A 16,995-nucleotide genomic window follows, 5' to 3' on the forward strand; every position below is an offset into this window, starting at 1 on the left:
GAGGTTTTGCGTGGCGTCGTGCTATTTGCCTGTTGTTGTACCCTGTGCTTAAGTGAGTGTCGTACATGGAGTACGTAACCATTAAGGAGAATAGTATGCTGCGTAGTGAATGGCTCCGGAAAATGGCCTTGGCACTGATCATTGGCATGACGGCAGTGGGTGTCGTGGCGTGCGACGATGAAGGCCCTGCGGAAGAGGCTGGAGAGTCCGTGGATAACGCCATGGACGATGCTGGCGATAGCATGGAAGAAGCGGGTGAGGATATTCAAGATGCCGCTGAGGACGCACAGGACTGAGGCTCTGCGTTGATCGCTTGAAATTCCTGAAAGGCCGGGCAATTTGCCCGGCCTTTTGCATGTTGCTTATAGGGTAAGGCGCCACAAGCGTGACGCATGTTCGCTGATATCAGACGCTGGAATTCTGCTCGATACCCTGCACATACCAAGGCGCCCCATCACGTAAGTCGCGAATCAGATGCCAGGTCTCGTTGAACTCGCTTTGCTCGCCGTTTTCATCGAGAACACCGTGGAAGAGGACGCTGGCTTCGGCTTGCTGCCCGATTTCTTTGATGTCTCCCAGCTCGGCGAAAAGACGCACGGTCTCTGTGTGGTTGTTTGCAGGCTGTTGCGCGCGTTCTTCGCGTAGCAGGTTATAAAGTGCTGGAGTGACGTATTCCTGAATCTGAGCCAGATCGTTATTATCCCAGGCACGTTGCAAGGTCATGAAATGTTCCTTGGCGCCGCCGAGAAAGCGCTCCTTGTCGAACCATTCGGGTGTTGAACCAACGCTGCCTGTGGCCGTGCTGCCGGCATTGGAAAAGGGCGGCGTGTCCTGGGTATGGGGTTGACGCTCTTGGTGCTGTGGCCCACTGGCGGTTGCGGCACGGCGTGCTCTCAAGAAGCGGAAGGCCAGCCAGGCGACGAGAGCGACCAGCAGGATGTCGAAAAAGCGGAGGCTATCGAAGGCACCACCGAAGAACAAGGATGCCAACAAGCCGCCGGCAAGCAGGCCAGCGAACGGCCCGGCCCAACGCGAAAGCCCAGCACCGGGTTGACGCTGAGGCGTCGTCGCAGTATTACGGCCGGTCGTCGAGGCGGAGCTATCTGCGGAGCGCGAATAACTGCCAAAACTCTTGCCGCCACCGAGCCGTTTGGCTTCGGCGTGGTCGATGCCAAGGCCAAAGCCGAGCAAGCCGACCAGAAGCATCACGAAGATGTTGCGCATGCACATTCTCCTGCAGAATGAGAAGGGTCCGAAAATGGATGCTTGATTCTAGCCGGGTTTCAACGTTGAAGATATCTAGTCGTAGGCGGGCCGGCTCAACGCCGGCACGCAAGCTCTCAGGAAGCGGCTATCTCGCTTTCGCGGCGTGTAAAAACCCAGCTATCGCCGTCCGACAGGCTGCTATTGAATTGGTAGCCGCCAACGTCGAAGCGTTTCAAGTCTTCGGGGTCATCGACACGCTGGCGAATCATCCAGGCGGCCATCAAGCCCCGGGCTTTCTTGGCATAAAAGCTGATGATCTTGAATTGACCGTTCTTCTCATCCTTGAAGACTGGCGTGATGACACGGCACGTCAAGCGTTTGGCATCAATGGCTTTGAAGTACTCGTTGGAAGCGAGATTGACCAGCACCGGCGAGCCGCTTTCTTCCACTGCTCGGGAAAGATCCCGGGTGAGTCGATCTCGCCAGAAGGCGTAGAGATCCTTGCCCGCTGGGTTGGCCAGTTTGGTCCCCATTTCCAGGCGATAAGGCTGAATCAGGTCGAGTGGACGTAGGAGCCCATATAATCCCGAGAGAATGCGCAGACGGTGCTGAGCCTCCTGGTTGTCCTGCTCACTGAACGAGGGGGCGTCCAGCCCCATGTAAACGTCGCCTTGGAAGGCCTGTGCGGCAGGTTTGGCATTCTCCGGTGAGAACGGCGGTGCCCATTCGGCAAACCGTGCGGCATTGAGCCCTGCCAGCTTGTCACTGATGCCCATCAACTCGGAAAGCCGTTGGGGGGAATAGTCGCGCAGGATCTTGATCAACGCGGCACTTTGCTCAAGATACGCCGGTTGGGTGTATGTCGCAGTCGTTGGCGGTGTCTCGAAATCCAACGTCTTGGCCGGTGAAATGACGCTCAGCATGCGCAGTCCTCGCGTTCGGGATCGAAAGTATCAATCGTCAGTATAACAAGCGCGCCACAGCGCTCCGATGATGGCGTGCCTATCGGGGTAATAGGCACGCCAACGGTGTCAGGGGCAGGGATTGGGATGTTGGCGATGCACGGCCTCGATGGCTTCGAGCACGCTAGCGTCCAACGTCAGATTCTCGCTGGCCAGGTTGGCGTCGAGCTGTTCGAGCGTGGTCGCGCCGATGATGTTGCTGGTCAAAAACGAGCGTGAATTGACGTAGGCCAGCGCCATCTGGGCGGGGTCTAGACCATGTTCGCGGGCGATCCCGACGTAGGCGCCGATCGCCTCCTCGGCCAGGTCGGACGTATAGCGCTTGAAGCGCTCGAACAAGGTCAAGCGTCCCTGAGGCGGGCGGGCACCATCGAGGTATTTGCCGGTGAGCGCGCCAAAGGCCAAGGGCGAATAGGCCAGCAGGCCGACGTCTTCGCGATGGGCGATCTCGGCGAGCCCGACCTCGAAGCTGCGATTGAGCAGGTTATAGGGGTTCTGCACGCTGGCCACACGCGGCACACCCAGTGAGTCAGCGAGGCGTAGGCTTTGCATCACACCCCACGGGGTCTCGTTGGATAGCCCGATGGCGCGAATCTTGCCTGCATCGACGAGCTCCTTGAGAGCCATGAGTGTTTCCGCTAACGGCGTGGCATCTTCGTCTTCGTTATGCTGATAGCCCAGCTTACCGAAGAAATTGGCGCTACGGTCGGGCCAGTGGAGCTGGTAAAGATCGATGTAGTCGGTGTTAAGACGCGCCAAGCTGTCGTCGACGGCACGCTGCAAATGCTCAGGGGTCAAACGCGGGCCGCCGCGTATATGCTCTAGGCCAGGGCCAGCCGCCTTGGTGGCGATGACCAAGTCATCGCGTTTGCCGCGCGCCTTGAGCCAACTGCCGATATAGGCCTCGGTGCGTCCCTGGGTCTCGCCCTTGGGTGGGACGGGATACATCTCGGCGGTGTCGATGAAGTTGATGCCTGCGGCAGTGGCGCGATCGAGTTGTGCATGGGCGTCGGCTTCGGTGTTCTGTTCGCCGAAGGTCATCGTGCCTAGGCACAAGCGGCTAACGTTAATGCCGGTCTGACCGAGGGGGCGTGTCTGCATCTGGGAGCTCCGCGCGGGGATTGAAACAAGGATTGAAACGGCATGGTAGCGGTGCCGCGTACGGGCGGCAAACGGGGGTTGAGTCCGTCTGAGGGTAGGCGTATGCTTGGCGCCCCGTTGCCGGGGATAAGGGCATTAAGCGGTATGTCAGGCAACGGCGGCAATGATTTTATCCGGGGTGTTGGCGCGTGCAGGGAGAGCCCGAGCCGACGCAATCGTTTACGTACCTTTCTCGGTCACGACGACTTCAGGGTCGATGGTTATGCAACAGGTATCCTCTCTGCGGATTCGGCTCGAATACCGTCTCGCAGCCCAACTGTTACATGCCCGCTGGATGACACGCTCTCCCGGCAAGCATCGTTTGACGATGCGACTTTTTCAGCGCTGTGCCGAAGCCGGCCATACCGCTGCGCTTTCGTTCTATGGCCATATGCTGTTTCATCGTGGCAATTCCCCGCAGGATAAGGCCAAGGGCGCGCGCTACGTCTTTCAGGCCGCCTACGCGGGCGATGTGCATGCGCAGTACCAGGCGGGTCGTATTTACGAGTTCGGCTGTGCGCAGTACGCACGCCGCGAAGAAAAAGCGGTGACATGGTATGCGCGTGCCGCCGAAGCTGGTCATGGCCTGGCTGCCGAGCGTATGGCCGAGGCTTACCGTCATGCCCACCTGGGGCTCCCCGTCGATTCCCGGCGTGCCGCGCAATGGGCGGCACTCGCCGAACGCGCGCAACGCAGCGAAGCTGGCGAGCCGATCGCGTCACTGACGCACTGAGATGCACTGAGAGTAGTGCCGTGGGGGCTCGCATCGTGTTCCCCGTTCACGTAGTCTAATTGTTGTGGCCCCGGTGAACATCGTGGGTGACGCCCCGTTCGTGATATCGCTTTGAAGAGGAATGCCGCCACGTGTTGCCGATACTGCTCGATATCGAAGCGTCCGGTTTCGGGCGTGGCAGTTATCCGATAGAGGTGGGCATCGCGCGGGCCGATGGCAGTACCTGCGCTTTCCTTATCCAACCGTTGGAAGAGTGGACCCACTGGGATCCCAAGGCCGAACTGTTGCATGGCATTTCGCGTGGCCGGCTGCACCGCGAGGGCTACCCCGTCATCGAAGTCGCACGCTGGCTCAACGATGAACTGACGGCCGACGGCATCGCCTATAGCGATAGTTGGGGATACGACAATACCTGGCTGTCGCTATTGTTCCACCACGCGGGCATGCTGCCGCGCTTTCGCCTCGAGGCATTGCGCCGCCTGCTGGATGAATCGCAACTCGAGCGGTGGGGAGCGATGAAAGAGGTTATCATTCGCGAGCGGGGTATTCAGCGCCACCGAGCCGGTGACGATGCACGCCTGTTGCAGCTTACCTATCAGCGTACACGTGATGCTGCAGGGCTCGACTAGAGAGCCTTTGCAAGGCCCTCTAGATCGGTTTGCAGTCATCCGCGTTCCATAACGACTTGCCTGGCGTCGTTATCCTTCCCCGCTGACGCTCAACAGCACCTTACCCGTGTTGGCATTGTCGATCATGTGCTGCATCGCGGTATCGGCATCTTGAATCGGCCATGCCGTGTCGATCAGCGGCTTGATGTCGCCACTGGCCAGCTTGGGCCAGACATGGGCGTGCAGTGCATCGAGGATGGCGCCCTTGGCGCGAGGCGAACGTGAACGCAGCGTCGAGCCAATGACCCGCTGTCGCTTCATCAGCATGAGGCCGAGATCGATCTGGGCGTCGCGCCCTCCCATCAAACCGATCAATACCACTCGGCCGTCGGGATTGAGCACCTGTAGATCCTGAGCGATATACTCGCCGCCCACCGGATCGAGAATCATGTCCGCGCCACCCCAGTCCTTGATCGGCGTGACGAAGCTGCCTTCGTGTCGGTTCCAGCCGGCATCGGCACCGAGTAGCTTGCAGGCATCCAGCTTTGCCTGGCTGCCGACGGTCACGAAGCATGGGTTGCCGAAGGCACGGCAGAGCTGAATGGCGGCCGTTCCTACACCGCTGGCCCCGGCATGCAGGATGATGCGCTCACCCTGCTTGGCGGCACCTTCCATGTACAGGTTGAGCCACGCGGTGGCGAAAACTTCCGGCAGCGCGGCGGCGTCGCGCAGGCCCACCCCCGAGGGAATCGGCAGGACCTGAGCCTCGGCGACTACCACCTGCTCGGCGTAGCCACCGCCGGCTAGCAGGGCGCACACCTTGTCGCCGGGCTTGAAGCGCTCCACGTTGTGACCTACTTCGGCGATGGTGCCGCTGACTTCGAGCCCCGGGATATCGCTTTCGCCGGGCGGCGGCGGGTATTGTCCCGCGCGCTGCATCACGTCGGCGCGGTTCATTCCCGCCCAGGCGACATCGATGCGCACCTCGTCAGCGGCAATGCCGCGCGGCGCGTCGTGGGTTTGCCAGACCAGCGTCTGGTCATGGATGGCGATAGCGTACATCGAGTGTTCCTCCTTGAAGCTGGGGTCACATTGCACGGCGTCGGTGACGCTTGCGCTCACGAGGTCGTCGGGGATGCGTGTTGCGCTGCCATCAAGCGATCGAGCAAGTGCTCGGGGTCGGCGGCGTCGACGAGTCTCGCGCGTGTCTCGGGATTGAGAAAGCCGTGCGCGACGGTGTGATCCAGGAACTCCAATAATGGTCGATAGAAGCCGTTGACGTCGAGTACGCCGATAGGCTTGTCATGAAGCCCCAGGTATTGCCAGGTCCAGGTCTCGAAAAGCTCTTCCAAGGTGCCGATGCCGCCGGGCAGGGCGATGAAGGCATCGGCGTACTCGGCCATAGCCGCCTTGCGCGCATGCATATCGTCGACACGCAGCAGGTGCGTCAGCCCTTCGTGCGCCATTTCGCGCTCGACCAGGTGATGGGGAATGACGCCGATGACCTCGCCGCCTTCACGCAGTGCGGCATCGGCCACGGCCCCCATCAGGCCGACGCGGGCGCCACCGTAGACCATTCCCCAGCCGCGCTGCGCAATGCTTCGACCTAGCGTCTCGGCGGCCTGACGAAAGCCGGCATCGCGTCCTTCACGCGATCCCATATAAATACAGATGCGCACGATTTCCCCCTTATCAGATCGGTAGATTTGTCTCGACCTCCGTGTCTTGCGCGATGACCGGCCAAGTGCCATAGAACGCTAGCGCAGACAGGTGAGTACATCGTATTCGGCATCCATCCAGCGGCCGATGGCGTTGTCGCCGCATAGATGATGGGCGTATTGCATATGCAGGCAGCGCACCTGATCCCAGTTGGCGATGCCGCCGATGCCGCGCCGCGTGAAAAGATCCCGATAGCCTTGGCGGTCGACGATCTCGCGTTCCGCGTCGCTCATGGTCTGCCAGCGTTGGGTCACGTAATCCTCGTGGCTACGTCGATATGCGGCCATGAAGTCGGCCTCTTCCTGGAGGCGTGACTCGAGGGCCTTGATAACGCCTTGGGCCTCGATGCGCGAGATGGCGATCTTCAAGTGATCGGAGCACAGCCAGAAATGCGTCGGGAACGGTTTGTCGTCGACGATGGCATGCATGCGCAGCACCAGCGGTGTGCCGTCTTGCGTGGCCGCAGCCACGGTCTGGATGCCACGCGGCGCGCGCCCCAGTTGTTGAGTAATGAGGGCCAGTTGACGCTCGTCGGGCGCCTTTTCAGGACGAATCACCATCGCGGGGGTCCAGTACGAATTTCGGCGAGTGGGCCACGGCCCGGAAGAATGCCGTATTGAGCTGCGCGGGCGTCGGCACGTAGTGCCATTCACGCTCGCAGTAGTCGCGTGCTCGTGCGAGCAAGGCGTCATACAGGCGGTTGAAGGGAGCATCATAATCGTAGGGGTCAGCGCCGGGCAACCGCAGGTGAGGATAGTCGGCGAAGCGTGCCACGAAGAAGCGCTCCAGCGCCTTCTCGACCCTGCGGTGGCGGGGTTTGTCGTCGGGCGTGAGCCATAGATCGTAGCGAATCGCCATGCGAGCCTCCCCGCCATCGAAGGTGCTTCATGTCCGCGCCAGCGGGGCCGTGGTCGCCTCGAGCAGGGCGATCAATGCCGTGGGCGCCAGGCATATTTCCAAGCCGCGCCGACCGCCACTGACGTAGAGTGACGACAAGGCGCGGGCGCTGTCGTCCACGAAGGTGGGCAGGCGTTTGCGCTGTCCTAATGGGCTGATGCCGCCCACGACATAGCCCGTGGTGCGCTCGGCCAGGGTGGGGTCGGCCATCTTGGCCTTACGCGCCCCGGCGGCCTTAGCGAGCCCTTTGAGGTCGAGCGTGGCCATGACGGGCACCAGAGCGATGACGAGACGTCCATCATCGAGTTGCGCGAGCAAGGTCTTGAACACGCTCTCCGGCGTTAGCCCCAGCGCCGTCACGGCCTCCTCGCCGTAGGCGGCAACCTTGGGATCGTGCGTATATTGCAGCACCTCGTGCGGGATAGCGTTGCGCTCAAGGAGGCGAATGGCGGGCGTCATGCGGGAGTGGGCTCCTCGTCGCCCTTGAAATAGGCGCTTCGTGAATTAATCAGCATCGACCGCTGGTGGCATGTGGTCAAGTCTGCTCCTCGTCTCAGATAAGACGCAAGGCGTTCTGGTCGACCCAGGCGGCGTCCAGGGCCGCGGCGAGAGGGTCGCGTAGGTGGCTCGGCAGGGCATCGTGGGCGGCTTCCAGCGAATCGAATTCGCGGTTGCGTAGCCAGCAGTAGGCCCAGGCGCAGGCTTCCTCGTCGTCGTCGGGCGTCGGGCGTGCCGGCATCTGCACCAGCAAAAAGACGGCGGTGCGTGCCGCCCACAGCGGCGGCTGGCGCTCCCCGCTCCATTCGCGTAGGCAGTGTCCATCGGGCTCGCTTTCAGGCTCGCCGAGCCCGGCCAGGCGCGAGGTGTCGGCGAGAATCATCGCCAGCCGGTCGGGGGCGGCTTGGCCCAGCATCAGCCAGCGTCTCACCAGACGTGGTGTGCCCCGCATGGCCTTGGCATAGAACGAGGTTTCAGGCATGTTCGAGAGTCTTCCGTTCGCGTCGATGAGTCTTAGCATGCCATATGATTTTGCCACGCCGTTGGATCGGCGACAGTATCCTTCACAGAAATGGCAGCGTTATGCCGACGATGTCTTGCCGCTATGGGTCGCGGACATGGATTTCGTCTCGCCCCCGGCGGTCGTCTCGGCGCTTGAGGAGCGCGTTTCCCACGGTGTCTTCGGCTATGGCAGGTTGACCGATACGCTGCGCGAGACGCTCTGCGCGTGGAGTGCCGATCACTACGGCTGGTCGATCGAGCCTGACTGGCAGGTCTGGATCCCCGGCGTGGTGCCGGCCCTGCACCTGGCCGCGCAGACCTTCTGCAGCCCGGACCAGGCGGTGATGACCGCGACGCCGATCTATCCACCGTTTCTGCGCGTGGCCGAACGCAGCGGTCGCATCGCCGAGCACGTGATGCTGGCCGAGCCCGAAACGCCGGGCGACCCCTGGCGGCTCGATCTCGAGGCGCTGGAAGCGGCGATCACGCCGCAGACGCGTCTGTTGTTGTGGTGCCATCCGCACAATCCCACGGGACGCGTCTGGGACGAGCACGAATTACACGCCCTGGGTGAGCTCGCCGAGCGCCACGATCTGTTGATCGTCTCCGACGAGCTGCATTGCGATCTAATACTCGACGCGACGCGCCGGCATCGTCCATTGGCGTCTTTATCGCTGACCCTGGCCCAACGCACGATTACCCTCTGGGCGCCTTCCAAGACTTTCAATACCGCCGGGCTGTCGAGTGCCTGCGCGGTGATCCCCAACCCTGAGTTGCGGCGGCGTTTTCGCGAGGCGGCGGCGGGATTGTTGCCCGAGGTCAATGTCCTGGGGCTGACCGCTTCCCAGGCGGCCTATGCGCACGGCGAAGCCTGGCGCCGCGAATTGCTGGCGACGCTCAATACCAATCTGCAGCGATTGCGCGATCATGTAGCGCGGTGGCCCGGTGTCGCCATGGCGGCGCCTGAAGCGACCTACCTGGCATGGCTCGACATGCGCGAGGCGGGGCTTGGCGAATCGCCGCAGCAAACCTTGTTGGACTCAACACGCGTTGCGTTGTCCGATGGGGCCGACTTCGGATGCCCGGGATTCGTGCGGTTGAATTTCGGCACGCCCACCCATCTGCTCGAACAGGCGCTGGAAAGGCTCGATGCACGGCTTTGCCCTGGCGGATAGCCGTGCCTGAGGATGACCCGAGGAGCGCGGGATGCCTGGCGCGAGGCATCCCGCGTAGATAGCACCTAGTAGAGCAGCGCGAACATCTTGCGGCGGTAGGCGACTGTCAGAGGATGGTCGGCGCCGAGGGCATCGAAGACGCGCAGCAGGGTCTTGCGGGCTACGTCATCATCATAGGCGCGATCGGTTTTCATCAGCGCCATCAAGCCATCCAGGCCGGCCTCGTAGTGGCCATCGGCGACTTGCCGCAGGGCGCGCTTGAATTGCGCCTCGCTATCGTCGCGCTCGCCCAGCGCAGCCACTTCTTCGGCGCTGGGGGCTTCCTCGCCGAAGTCCAGGCGCGCGCGAACGCCACGTGCCTTGGGCGTGTCGCGATGTTCCGGGGGCAGGTTGTCGAGCAGTGCTCGGGCATCCGCCGCATTGCCTTCCGCGACGAGCGCGCCGGCGAGTTCGATTTGATAGTCGTAGTGCTCGGGCCATTCCTTGACCAGCGTTTCGTAGATACCGCGCGCTGTGGCGGCATCACCCGCTTCGAGGGCCTGCTGAGCTTTTTCCTCGGGGGTGGCCTCGGCGGCCTCGGGCGCCTTGAGGTACTGCGACAACCATTCGCGGATCTGCGACTCGGGTAGCGCGCCCTGGAACTGATCGTAGAGCTGGCCCTGTACGATCAGCTTGACGTCGGGCACCGAGCGGATACCAAGTTGCGTGGCGATTTCCTGATTGTCCTCGATGTTCAGCTTGGCCAGGGTGAAGGCACCACCGTATTCGTGCGCCAGCTTCTCAAGCACCGGCATGAGGTTCTTGCACGGCTCGCACCAAGACGCCCAGCTGTCGAGCAACACCGGCCCCTGCATCGAGCCTTCGAGCACGACTTGCTGGAAGTTGGATATGTCGACATCGACGATGTACTGAGAAGCATCCTGAGTGCCGGCATTGGCTTGGGAAGCGTTGGTGTTCCCGTCTTGAGGCGACGTGAGGGGTTCGCCGGTACGCGGGTCGATGATCGGCATGGCAATGGCCTTTCGATAGTAGCGTGTGGATCGATAGTATCGTGTGAACGTGAAGCGTGAAGACGCTATTGAACTGTCTCTCGTTATGCGGGCCGCGGGGCGCGGATTCAAGTCCCCAGCGCCGGCATGTGATGGCATGAGACGATTACATCACGACACCTGGAGGCAGTTGCATGCATCGAGCGATCAAGAAAAGCCTATGGCTGATGATGAGCTTAGTCATCGTGCTGGCCCTGCTGTTGGCTGGCCCGGCCTACATGCTGGCGAGTCAGCGCATCGACCTGGGAGGCGTCTGGTCACAGGCGGACCGCTCTTCAGTGGGGCTGGCGCCAGCACCGAGCACGCATCCCGAGGCGTTAGTGCAAGTGTATGCGGCCCGCGCCTTCGACTGGCGAGGAGCCTTCGGCGTGCATACCTGGATCGCTACCAAGCCGGTCGGCGCGACGCATTACCAAGTCCATCAGGTTCTCGGTTGGCAGCGGCCTACGGTTTCGTCGCGTCCCGACGCGCCCGACCGTGCCTGGTATGGAAGCGCGCCTACCTTGCTGACCGAGTTGCGTGGCGATGCGGCCAAGCGTGCGATCCCCGCGATTCATGAGGCCGTGGCGGCGTATCCGATGACCGATCGCTACCGCGTGTGGCCGGGGCCCAACAGCAATACCTTCGTGGCCTGGATTGTGCGACGGGTGCCGGGGTTGCGTGTCGACTTTCCGCCGACGGCCGTGGGTAAGGATTACCTGCTGGACACTGTCGTCGCCGAGGCGCCGAGCGGGACCGGCTATCAAGTCTCCCTGGGTGGGGTGCTGGGACTGACCGTCGCCTATGACGAAGGTATCGAGTGGCAACTGCTGGGTCTGACGCTGGGCGTCGATCTTACGCGGCCGGCGCTCAAGCTGCCGGGGATCGGGCGCCTGGGAATGGCGTCATCCGAACACACGCGAGAGTGATGATAATTTCGGCTATTTATCAGGTCACGTGTTCGGGCTTTGCCTTATGGGTCCAAGGCACATGATCAGCAAGTAGCCTGCACCCGCTGCCGGCAACGCAAACGCTAGACTGCCAATGGCCATCTGCAGGCTTGCGTCCGCGAACAGGCTGAGCCAAGGGTGAGTGGCTGTGGTGTTTTCCGACATCACCGTCTGACCGATCATCGATTCTCCCACCCGGTTGAACGCGAAATACAGGGGAGCGACCGTCAGCGGATTGCTGACCCAAGTGGCCATAAAGGCTATCGGGAAGTTGGCGCGCAGTAGTAGGCAGGACGGCAATACTAAGGGGGTCTGAAATCCGACCGTGGGTGTCAATCCGAAAAAAAGACCAACAGCTAGGCCCCGCGCGAGTGACTTTTTATCGCTGTCAAAGCAGCGGAAACGGCGTAATAATTTTAGCGCCTTGGGGTTTTGTCGTAGCCACTTCCTGAGCTTGTTGCGATACCATGTCTGAGCCCTTTTGACCGAATTTTTCACAGTTCGCTCCGACGGAAAATTCTGCGCGTATTCAGACGGTTATTTTCTGCAAACGAACACAAAGGCGGGGGGTATATTAGCCCAGATATACTGACGTTCAATATGGTTGTAAGTGGATACTAAAAAGGCCTGTAGTTGTCGGGTATACTGGAAGGCAACAAATATGCCGCCGGGGTTTAGGAGTTCATGAATCTCGGATAAAAGCTGGTGCCGTTCTTCCTGAGTAAAATTTACCAGTGGTAGTCCAGATATTACACAGTCAACGCCAGAGAGGTTTTGATTTTTCAGAGACTCTCTCAAGCAGAATGCGTCGCTCTCCAGCGTTATGTCAGGAAAATTTATAGAAAGATCCGTGTGCATATCCGGGTCGCTTTCGAAACATAGGAATTGTGATTCTGACGAACGCAGGTGATTTATCTGGGAAGTGATAACGCCGGTTCCAGCGCCGAGCTCTGCTACCGTGCAGACGTCTTCCCAGTGAATGTTCATCAACATTGCATTGACGAGAGCAGGTGAGCTTGGCGCAATGCTGCCAATGGTCTGGGGTGACTGAATGAATCGTTTCAAGAATGTCAGTGCTTGCGACATGAGGGTCACTCCGCATAATGCAAACGTTGCATCAATTAGCATTATTAAGGTATTGGAACGCCACTAACCTTGCTTTTGATCTGTGGTTAGCACTGGGCGGAACGCTGACAGTATTGTATACAATTGAGAAGAGCATATCGACGTTCAGTGTCACGGCCTCGGGCAGCGTATCCACATCTAGAAAGACCAGCTGTTTCTTCTCAGTGCCAATGTACCAGGAGCAGCATGAATGAATCATGAACGGCCTGTACGGTAGCACGATCATGGGAAGTGTAAGCAGAGACTTCTGGCCGTAGGCATCGTCTGATTGGCCTGGCGGATCGATGGACGAAGGTACGCGGCTACCTCGGCATCGAGCGGCGACTGTCAGGCTTGGCGACGCTAAGCGAGGCGCGCAGGTTTGGAGTGCGCAAACAAAAAAGCGGTGTCCGTAAGGACACCGCTTTTTTATCTGTTTGGTAGCGGGGACCGGATTTGAACCGATGACCTTCGGGTTATGAGCCCGACGAGCTACCAGACTGCTCCACCCCGCATCAACTGAGGCATATTCTACATTTTTTGTGGCCTGAGTCAAGAACTGATCCGTCAGACGTGCAGCATGCCCAAACTCGATCATACTGAAGACAGGTAGGACGCCATGGAGGCGAGTCAGCGTGGCATCTCCCACGGAGAGCGCCACATAACGACATCACGGGGGATGGACATGACCACGCAAACAGCACCCGTCGCTTGGGTCACCGGCGGCACAGGGGGTATAGGAACCGCCATTTGCTTGGCACTTGCCAAGGCAGGCTATTTCGTTGTGGCGAGTTACCACAATCGGGAGAAAGCCCAGGCCTGGCTGGCGGATCGCCGTGCCGAAGACGTCGATAATGTGGCACTGGCAGGCATCAATCTGACCGACTTCGATGCTTGTCACGCCGGTGTAGATGACATTCGCCGCGAATATGGCCCAGTTGAACTGCTGGTCAACTGTGCCGGCATCACGCGTGATAGTACGCTCAAGAAGATGTCACCGCAGCAATGGCGCGAGGTCATCGATTGCAATCTCAACAGTGTCTTCAACACCTGCCGTTGTGTGATCGAAGATATGCTCGAGGCCGGCTACGGACGTATCGTCAATATCGCCTCGATCAACGGACGTAAAGGGCAGTTCGGTCAGGCCAACTATGCAGCGGCCAAGGCGGGGATGCACGGTTTGACCATGTCATTGGCGCAAGAAACCGCGACCAAGGGCATTACCGTCAATACCGTCTCGCCAGGCTATATCGCCACTGACATGATCATGCTGATCCCCGAGAAGATTCGCGAATCGATCCGCGAGGGCATCCCGGTCAAGCGTTTTGGAAAGCCGGAAGAGGTGGCGCGGGCGGTGGTCTTCTTGGCCGACCGCGAATCGGGTTTCATCACCGGGGCCAACCTGGATATCAACGGTGGGCAGTTCATGGGCTGAGTCGCCTGTAGTAGTGCCCTGCTAGAAGTAGTAACGCCCTGCTAGAGGAGTAGCGCCCTGCCAGAACATGTCGGCGGGGCGCTCGTCGCGTGTCCTCAGGCGACACGCTGGGCGATAACGCCGAACAAAGCATCGAAGCGCGTGACCCGGGAGGCCCAGGCATCGGACGCGATGGGGCCGGTCTCCAGCAATTGCCGCAAGACCTCGGCCAGTTCCCGGTCGGGTTGCGGTGCCTGCCCCAAGCCATTATTGAGCCGCGCGACTTGCACCTCGAGGCGTAGCGGTTCTTCTTGCGCGGCTACCGGCTCGTCAGCGAGCAGTGCCACTTGAACCACCAGTCGATTCAGCTCGTGATTCGCCGTTTCGCTGTTGCCTTCTCGGCGAGCGGTGTTACGTGCTACATGGGCATCGCGTAGGTCCTGAGGCATGTCCTCGGGTAGCGCGACATCTGCCGATTGACCGTCGCGCAAGGCTGCGTCATCCGCATCGACGTGGGCGTCGAGCAGGGGGCGCAGGCGCGTCCAGCGCTCGGCTTGCTCGGCGAGGACGAGTTGCGCAAGGCGCTCGCGACGGGCACGTACGATCCCTTGCCAGCGGCGGCGCATGCCTTCGCTGCGACGGCCGCCGGGCAAGGGTTCCAGGGCCTCGGCGTCGCGCACGGCACTCTCCAGTGTCTCTCTGTCGTCGGCGCGCTGGGGTTGCCAGGCATCGAAGCGGTCGATCAGGGTCTGCATGCTGTCCAGGCGGGCCTGGGCTTTTTGGGCCCGATTTTCCCGTTCGGCCTCGCGGGCGGCGAAGATACGATCGCAAAGTCCGCGGAAATGGCGCCACAGCATCTGCTCTTCGCCCTTGGCAGCACGCCCCAGTTCCCGCCAGCGGGACTGGAGCGCCTTGGCCGATTCGGTGCGTTGCGAGGAGGGCATGTCGGCTTCCATCAGGGCTTCGGCCTCGGCGATCAAGCCGCGCTTGGCCTCGCCGATTTCATTGGCCCGACGATCGATTAACGTCTGCAGTTCATGGCGGATGTGGCCGAAGCGTTGGCCGAGTGGCTTGGCGTGCTCGCGCGGAACGGGCGAGAACTGCTGCCATTGCTCACGTGCGCGGTCGCGAATCTGGCGCAGCACGTCCGGGTCGGCCTGGGCATTGGGTTGCGCAATGAGTTCCTCGAGCTGTTCGCACAGTGCTTCGCGCGCTTCGAGGTTACGGGTGCGTGTGGCATCGCGCTCTTGGTACCAGTCGTTGAGGGCCGCGTGAATGCGCTGCGATGCGCTGCGAAAACGTTGTGAAAGCTCGGCCGTGGCGGCGGCATCGCCCAGTGCTGCCCATTCCTTGACCAGTTGACGGTGACGACGATCCCGCTCGGCATCAGGGGATTCGTTGTCCTCGGCTAGGGCTTCGATGCTTTCGATGAGTTGCGTGCGTTTAGGGCCGGCGACGAAGCCACGCCAGTCACGCAACTCGGCCAGCCGTGCGCCGAGACGCTTGAGGCGGGCTTCCAGATCGCCGCGCGAGGCGCTGGGCAAGGCATCGATACGTTGGCGAAGCTGCCGATGTAGACGACTGGCGGTCTTCAAAGTGCCGCGATCGAGCTGACTTTCGAGCTTGTCGAGGTCCGTGCGCAGTGCTGAGAGATCGACGGGCGTGGTTTCATCGGCTTTTTCGGCGTGGCGCAATTGCCGGGCTTCGTGAATCAGTGGCGTGGGTGGCAGGTCGTGCGGCCAGTCGATACGCGCAAGGCAGTCGTCGATGGCGGCATGGTCGTCGCGCAAGGCGGCCTCGAGTACCTGGGCCTGCGTCGAGGCACGCTCCCAAGCGTCGCCGATGTGCTGGCAAGCGGCCTGCGCATCGGCATAGCGCGTCTGGATGTCCTCTTCCGGCGGATAGTGATCGGAAAGGGCTAGCCAGCGTTCACCATGCAGGCGCTGTTGGGCCCGCAGGCTATCGATGTCCTGATGGGTCAGTTGCGAGGCCTGTTTGAGGCTCGCGACGGCATCCTCGAGTGCTTCGACGAGCGCCTCGCGGGTGCGGGCCGCCTCGTCATGGCGTTGTATCGCCTGGTGCTGGGCGTGCCCTTCGGTCTCATGATCGGAGAGCGTCTTGCGGCAACGCTGGCTGGCTTCCTGAAAGCGTCGCTCCTGGTCGTCGCTGGGGGAGTCGGTCAGCGCTTCCCACTCACGGACAAGATGGCGGTAACGCGCGCCATAGAGTGGCTCCCAGGCATGCAGGGCATGCGCCTCGAGGGCGTCCAGAAGGCGCTGTCGAGCGGCCTGTTGGGCTTGGGTTTCGGCGGCATCGGCGCGCTGGCGTTGCAGGCGCTCGCGTGCCTTGCGCGTGACGATCTTGTCGCGGCGCGCTTCGCGCGCCAGGCGCTGCAGCCCTGCGGTGCTCGATACGCGCTCGGCGGCAGCATGGCGGACCACGGCAATACCGTTGTCGCGTGCCTGCTGGATCAGCGTTGCCTCGTCATCGAGCTTGTCCAGTGCGGCCAGGCGTAGCTCCTGGTTGTCACCTGTCTCGACGAGTTGCACGAGCAGGTCGCGATCGTTCAGTGTGTCGAGCAAATCGAGGCGTTGCTTCAAGGGCGGTGCCCCGGGCACGCTGCCGGACAATAGTTGTGTGAGACGGGCCTGTAACTCGGGGCTGTCATGCGTGCCGAGCCATTCGAGCAGCGTTGAGGGGTCCTCGAACTGGGCGAGGGCTTCGCGCCGCACGCTGGCATCCTCATCGTGCGCTAGGCGCTCGAGGGCGTGACGGTCGGCCGACTTGTGAATATCGAGTTGCGCAATGGCAGCATGACGGACGCTAGGGTCGCGATGTTGCCAGCGTGGTGCAAAAAAACGGCGGAAGAATCCAGACATGACCCGGCATGCATCCCTGTTCTTGGCGTATTAAATGCGTGGCGATAACGCTGAGACAGCGTTCCTGTGTCTCACGTAGGCCACGATATTAGCAAAAAGCGTCACATGAGTGAGTGTCGTGTGTGCCATAGCGTATCAAAGCATGCGAGTCGGCACCGGGAAAAGGCGACGATGGCAAGGG

Annotated in this window: 19 protein-coding genes and 1 tRNA gene; 6 read left to right on the top strand and 14 right to left on the bottom strand. The window is 61.2% G+C overall.

All coding sequences use genetic code 11. The features are described from left to right. The first annotated feature begins 95 nt into the window (after positions 1–95). Positions 96–296 (top strand): hypothetical protein, encoded by a 201-nt coding sequence (locus tag L1071_RS15815; RefSeq protein WP_343316111.1) that lies wholly within the window; start codon positions 96–98, stop codon positions 294–296. A 109-nt stretch (positions 297–405) separates the two neighbouring features. On the opposite strand, the gene L1071_RS15820 is transcribed toward L1071_RS15815, so the two are convergent. The 3 genes from L1071_RS15820 to L1071_RS15830 all read right to left on the bottom strand — a co-directional run bounded on the left by L1071_RS15820 (position 406) and on the right by L1071_RS15830 (position 3,269). Further along, complete coding sequence (locus L1071_RS15820; RefSeq protein ID WP_246976950.1) at positions 406–1,224, bottom strand: Tim44 domain-containing protein; 819 nt, start codon at positions 1,222–1,224, stop codon at positions 406–408. A gap of 116 nt (positions 1,225–1,340) precedes the next feature. Further along, entirely contained in the window at positions 1,341–2,129 is a 789-nt protein-coding gene (yaaA, locus tag L1071_RS15825; RefSeq protein WP_246976952.1) for a peroxide stress protein YaaA, read from the bottom strand. A 108-nt stretch (positions 2,130–2,237) separates the two neighbouring features. Continuing rightward, entirely contained in the window at positions 2,238–3,269 is a 1,032-nt protein-coding gene (locus L1071_RS15830; protein ID WP_246976954.1) for an NADP(H)-dependent aldo-keto reductase, read from the bottom strand. A gap of 262 nt (positions 3,270–3,531) precedes the next feature. Here L1071_RS15830 and L1071_RS15835 point away from each other — a divergent pair, with 262 nt between their 5' ends. Together L1071_RS15835 and L1071_RS15840 are read left to right on the top strand one after the other, a co-directional pair. Further along, on the top strand, positions 3,532–4,041 hold the full coding sequence (locus L1071_RS15835) for a tetratricopeptide repeat protein (protein WP_075367776.1): 510 nt from the start codon (positions 3,532–3,534) through the stop codon (positions 4,039–4,041). A gap of 131 nt (positions 4,042–4,172) precedes the next feature. Further along, the gene (locus tag L1071_RS15840; protein WP_246976955.1) at positions 4,173–4,670 is read left to right on the top strand and encodes a hypothetical protein; all 498 of its coding nucleotides are present in this window, start codon (positions 4,173–4,175) and stop codon (positions 4,668–4,670) included. Positions 4,671–4,739: 69 nt separating this feature from the next. Here the strand turns inward: L1071_RS15840 and L1071_RS15845 are convergent, their stop codons facing one another. The 6 genes from L1071_RS15845 to L1071_RS15870 all read right to left on the bottom strand — a co-directional run bounded on the left by L1071_RS15845 (position 4,740) and on the right by L1071_RS15870 (position 8,244). Then, positions 4,740–5,711: an NAD(P)H-quinone oxidoreductase gene (locus tag L1071_RS15845; RefSeq protein WP_246976957.1), complete on the bottom strand. Its 972-nt coding sequence runs from the start codon at positions 5,709–5,711 to the stop codon at positions 4,740–4,742. A 56-nt stretch (positions 5,712–5,767) separates the two neighbouring features. Then, positions 5,768–6,331 carry an LOG family protein gene (locus L1071_RS15850; RefSeq protein ID WP_246977015.1) on the bottom strand — a complete coding sequence of 188 codons (564 nt, stop codon included), beginning with the start codon at positions 6,329–6,331 and terminating at the stop codon, positions 5,768–5,770. Between the two features lie 75 nt (positions 6,332–6,406). Then, positions 6,407–6,928, bottom strand: coding sequence for a DUF501 domain-containing protein (locus tag L1071_RS15855; RefSeq protein ID WP_246976959.1), 522 nt, complete (start codon positions 6,926–6,928; stop codon positions 6,407–6,409). After that, entirely contained in the window at positions 6,912–7,226 is a 315-nt protein-coding gene (locus L1071_RS15860; protein WP_178999113.1) for a hypothetical protein, read from the bottom strand. Before L1071_RS15860 ends, L1071_RS15855 begins: the two co-directional genes overlap by 17 nt. Before the next feature lie 27 nt (positions 7,227–7,253). Continuing rightward, on the bottom strand, positions 7,254–7,724 hold the full coding sequence (gene ybaK, locus L1071_RS15865; protein WP_246976961.1) for a Cys-tRNA(Pro) deacylase: 471 nt from the start codon (positions 7,722–7,724) through the stop codon (positions 7,254–7,256). Between the two features lie 94 nt (positions 7,725–7,818). Continuing rightward, the gene (locus L1071_RS15870) at positions 7,819–8,244 is read right to left on the bottom strand and encodes a hypothetical protein (protein ID WP_246976963.1); all 426 of its coding nucleotides are present in this window, start codon (positions 8,242–8,244) and stop codon (positions 7,819–7,821) included. A 37-nt stretch (positions 8,245–8,281) separates the two neighbouring features. Here L1071_RS15870 and L1071_RS15875 point away from each other — a divergent pair, with 37 nt between their 5' ends. Beyond that, positions 8,282–9,439 carry a MalY/PatB family protein gene (locus tag L1071_RS15875; protein WP_246976965.1) on the top strand — a complete coding sequence of 386 codons (1,158 nt, stop codon included), beginning with the start codon at positions 8,282–8,284 and terminating at the stop codon, positions 9,437–9,439. 65 nt (positions 9,440–9,504) lie between these two features. Here L1071_RS15875 and L1071_RS15880 read toward each other — a convergent pair whose 3' ends face one another. Continuing rightward, a complete protein-coding gene (locus L1071_RS15880; protein ID WP_246976967.1) occupies positions 9,505–10,449 on the bottom strand; it encodes a thioredoxin family protein in 945 nt (314 codons plus the stop codon). Positions 10,450–10,622: 173 nt separating this feature from the next. On the opposite strand from L1071_RS15880, the gene L1071_RS15885 reads away from it, so the two are divergent. Beyond that, positions 10,623–11,396, top strand: a complete 774-nt coding sequence (locus L1071_RS15885) for a DUF3750 domain-containing protein (protein ID WP_246976969.1) — start codon at positions 10,623–10,625, stop codon at positions 11,394–11,396. A 24-nt stretch (positions 11,397–11,420) separates the two neighbouring features. Here the strand turns inward: L1071_RS15885 and L1071_RS15890 are convergent, their stop codons facing one another. The 3 genes from L1071_RS15890 to L1071_RS15900 all read right to left on the bottom strand — a co-directional run bounded on the left by L1071_RS15890 (position 11,421) and on the right by L1071_RS15900 (position 13,036). Further along, positions 11,421–11,915 (bottom strand): DUF2062 domain-containing protein, encoded by a 495-nt coding sequence (locus L1071_RS15890; RefSeq protein ID WP_246976971.1) that lies wholly within the window; start codon positions 11,913–11,915, stop codon positions 11,421–11,423. Between the two features lie 39 nt (positions 11,916–11,954). Then, on the bottom strand, positions 11,955–12,503 hold the full coding sequence (locus L1071_RS15895; RefSeq protein WP_246976973.1) for a class I SAM-dependent methyltransferase: 549 nt from the start codon (positions 12,501–12,503) through the stop codon (positions 11,955–11,957). 456 nt (positions 12,504–12,959) lie between these two features. Beyond that, a tRNA-Met gene (locus L1071_RS15900) sits at positions 12,960–13,036 on the bottom strand. Between the two features lie 170 nt (positions 13,037–13,206). Here L1071_RS15900 and phbB point away from each other — a divergent pair. Continuing rightward, a complete protein-coding gene (phbB, locus tag L1071_RS15905) occupies positions 13,207–13,956 on the top strand; it encodes an acetoacetyl-CoA reductase (RefSeq protein ID WP_246976975.1) in 750 nt (249 codons plus the stop codon). Between the two features lie 95 nt (positions 13,957–14,051). Here the strand turns inward: phbB and L1071_RS15910 are convergent, their stop codons facing one another. Continuing rightward, a complete protein-coding gene (locus L1071_RS15910) occupies positions 14,052–16,814 on the bottom strand; it encodes a DUF349 domain-containing protein (RefSeq protein ID WP_246976977.1) in 2,763 nt (920 codons plus the stop codon). Positions 16,815–16,995 lie beyond the last annotated feature (181 nt).

The sequence above is a fragment of the Chromohalobacter sarecensis genome (genome assembly GCF_023061135.1).
Taxonomy (GTDB): Bacteria; Pseudomonadota; Gammaproteobacteria; order Pseudomonadales; family Halomonadaceae; genus Chromohalobacter; species Chromohalobacter sarecensis.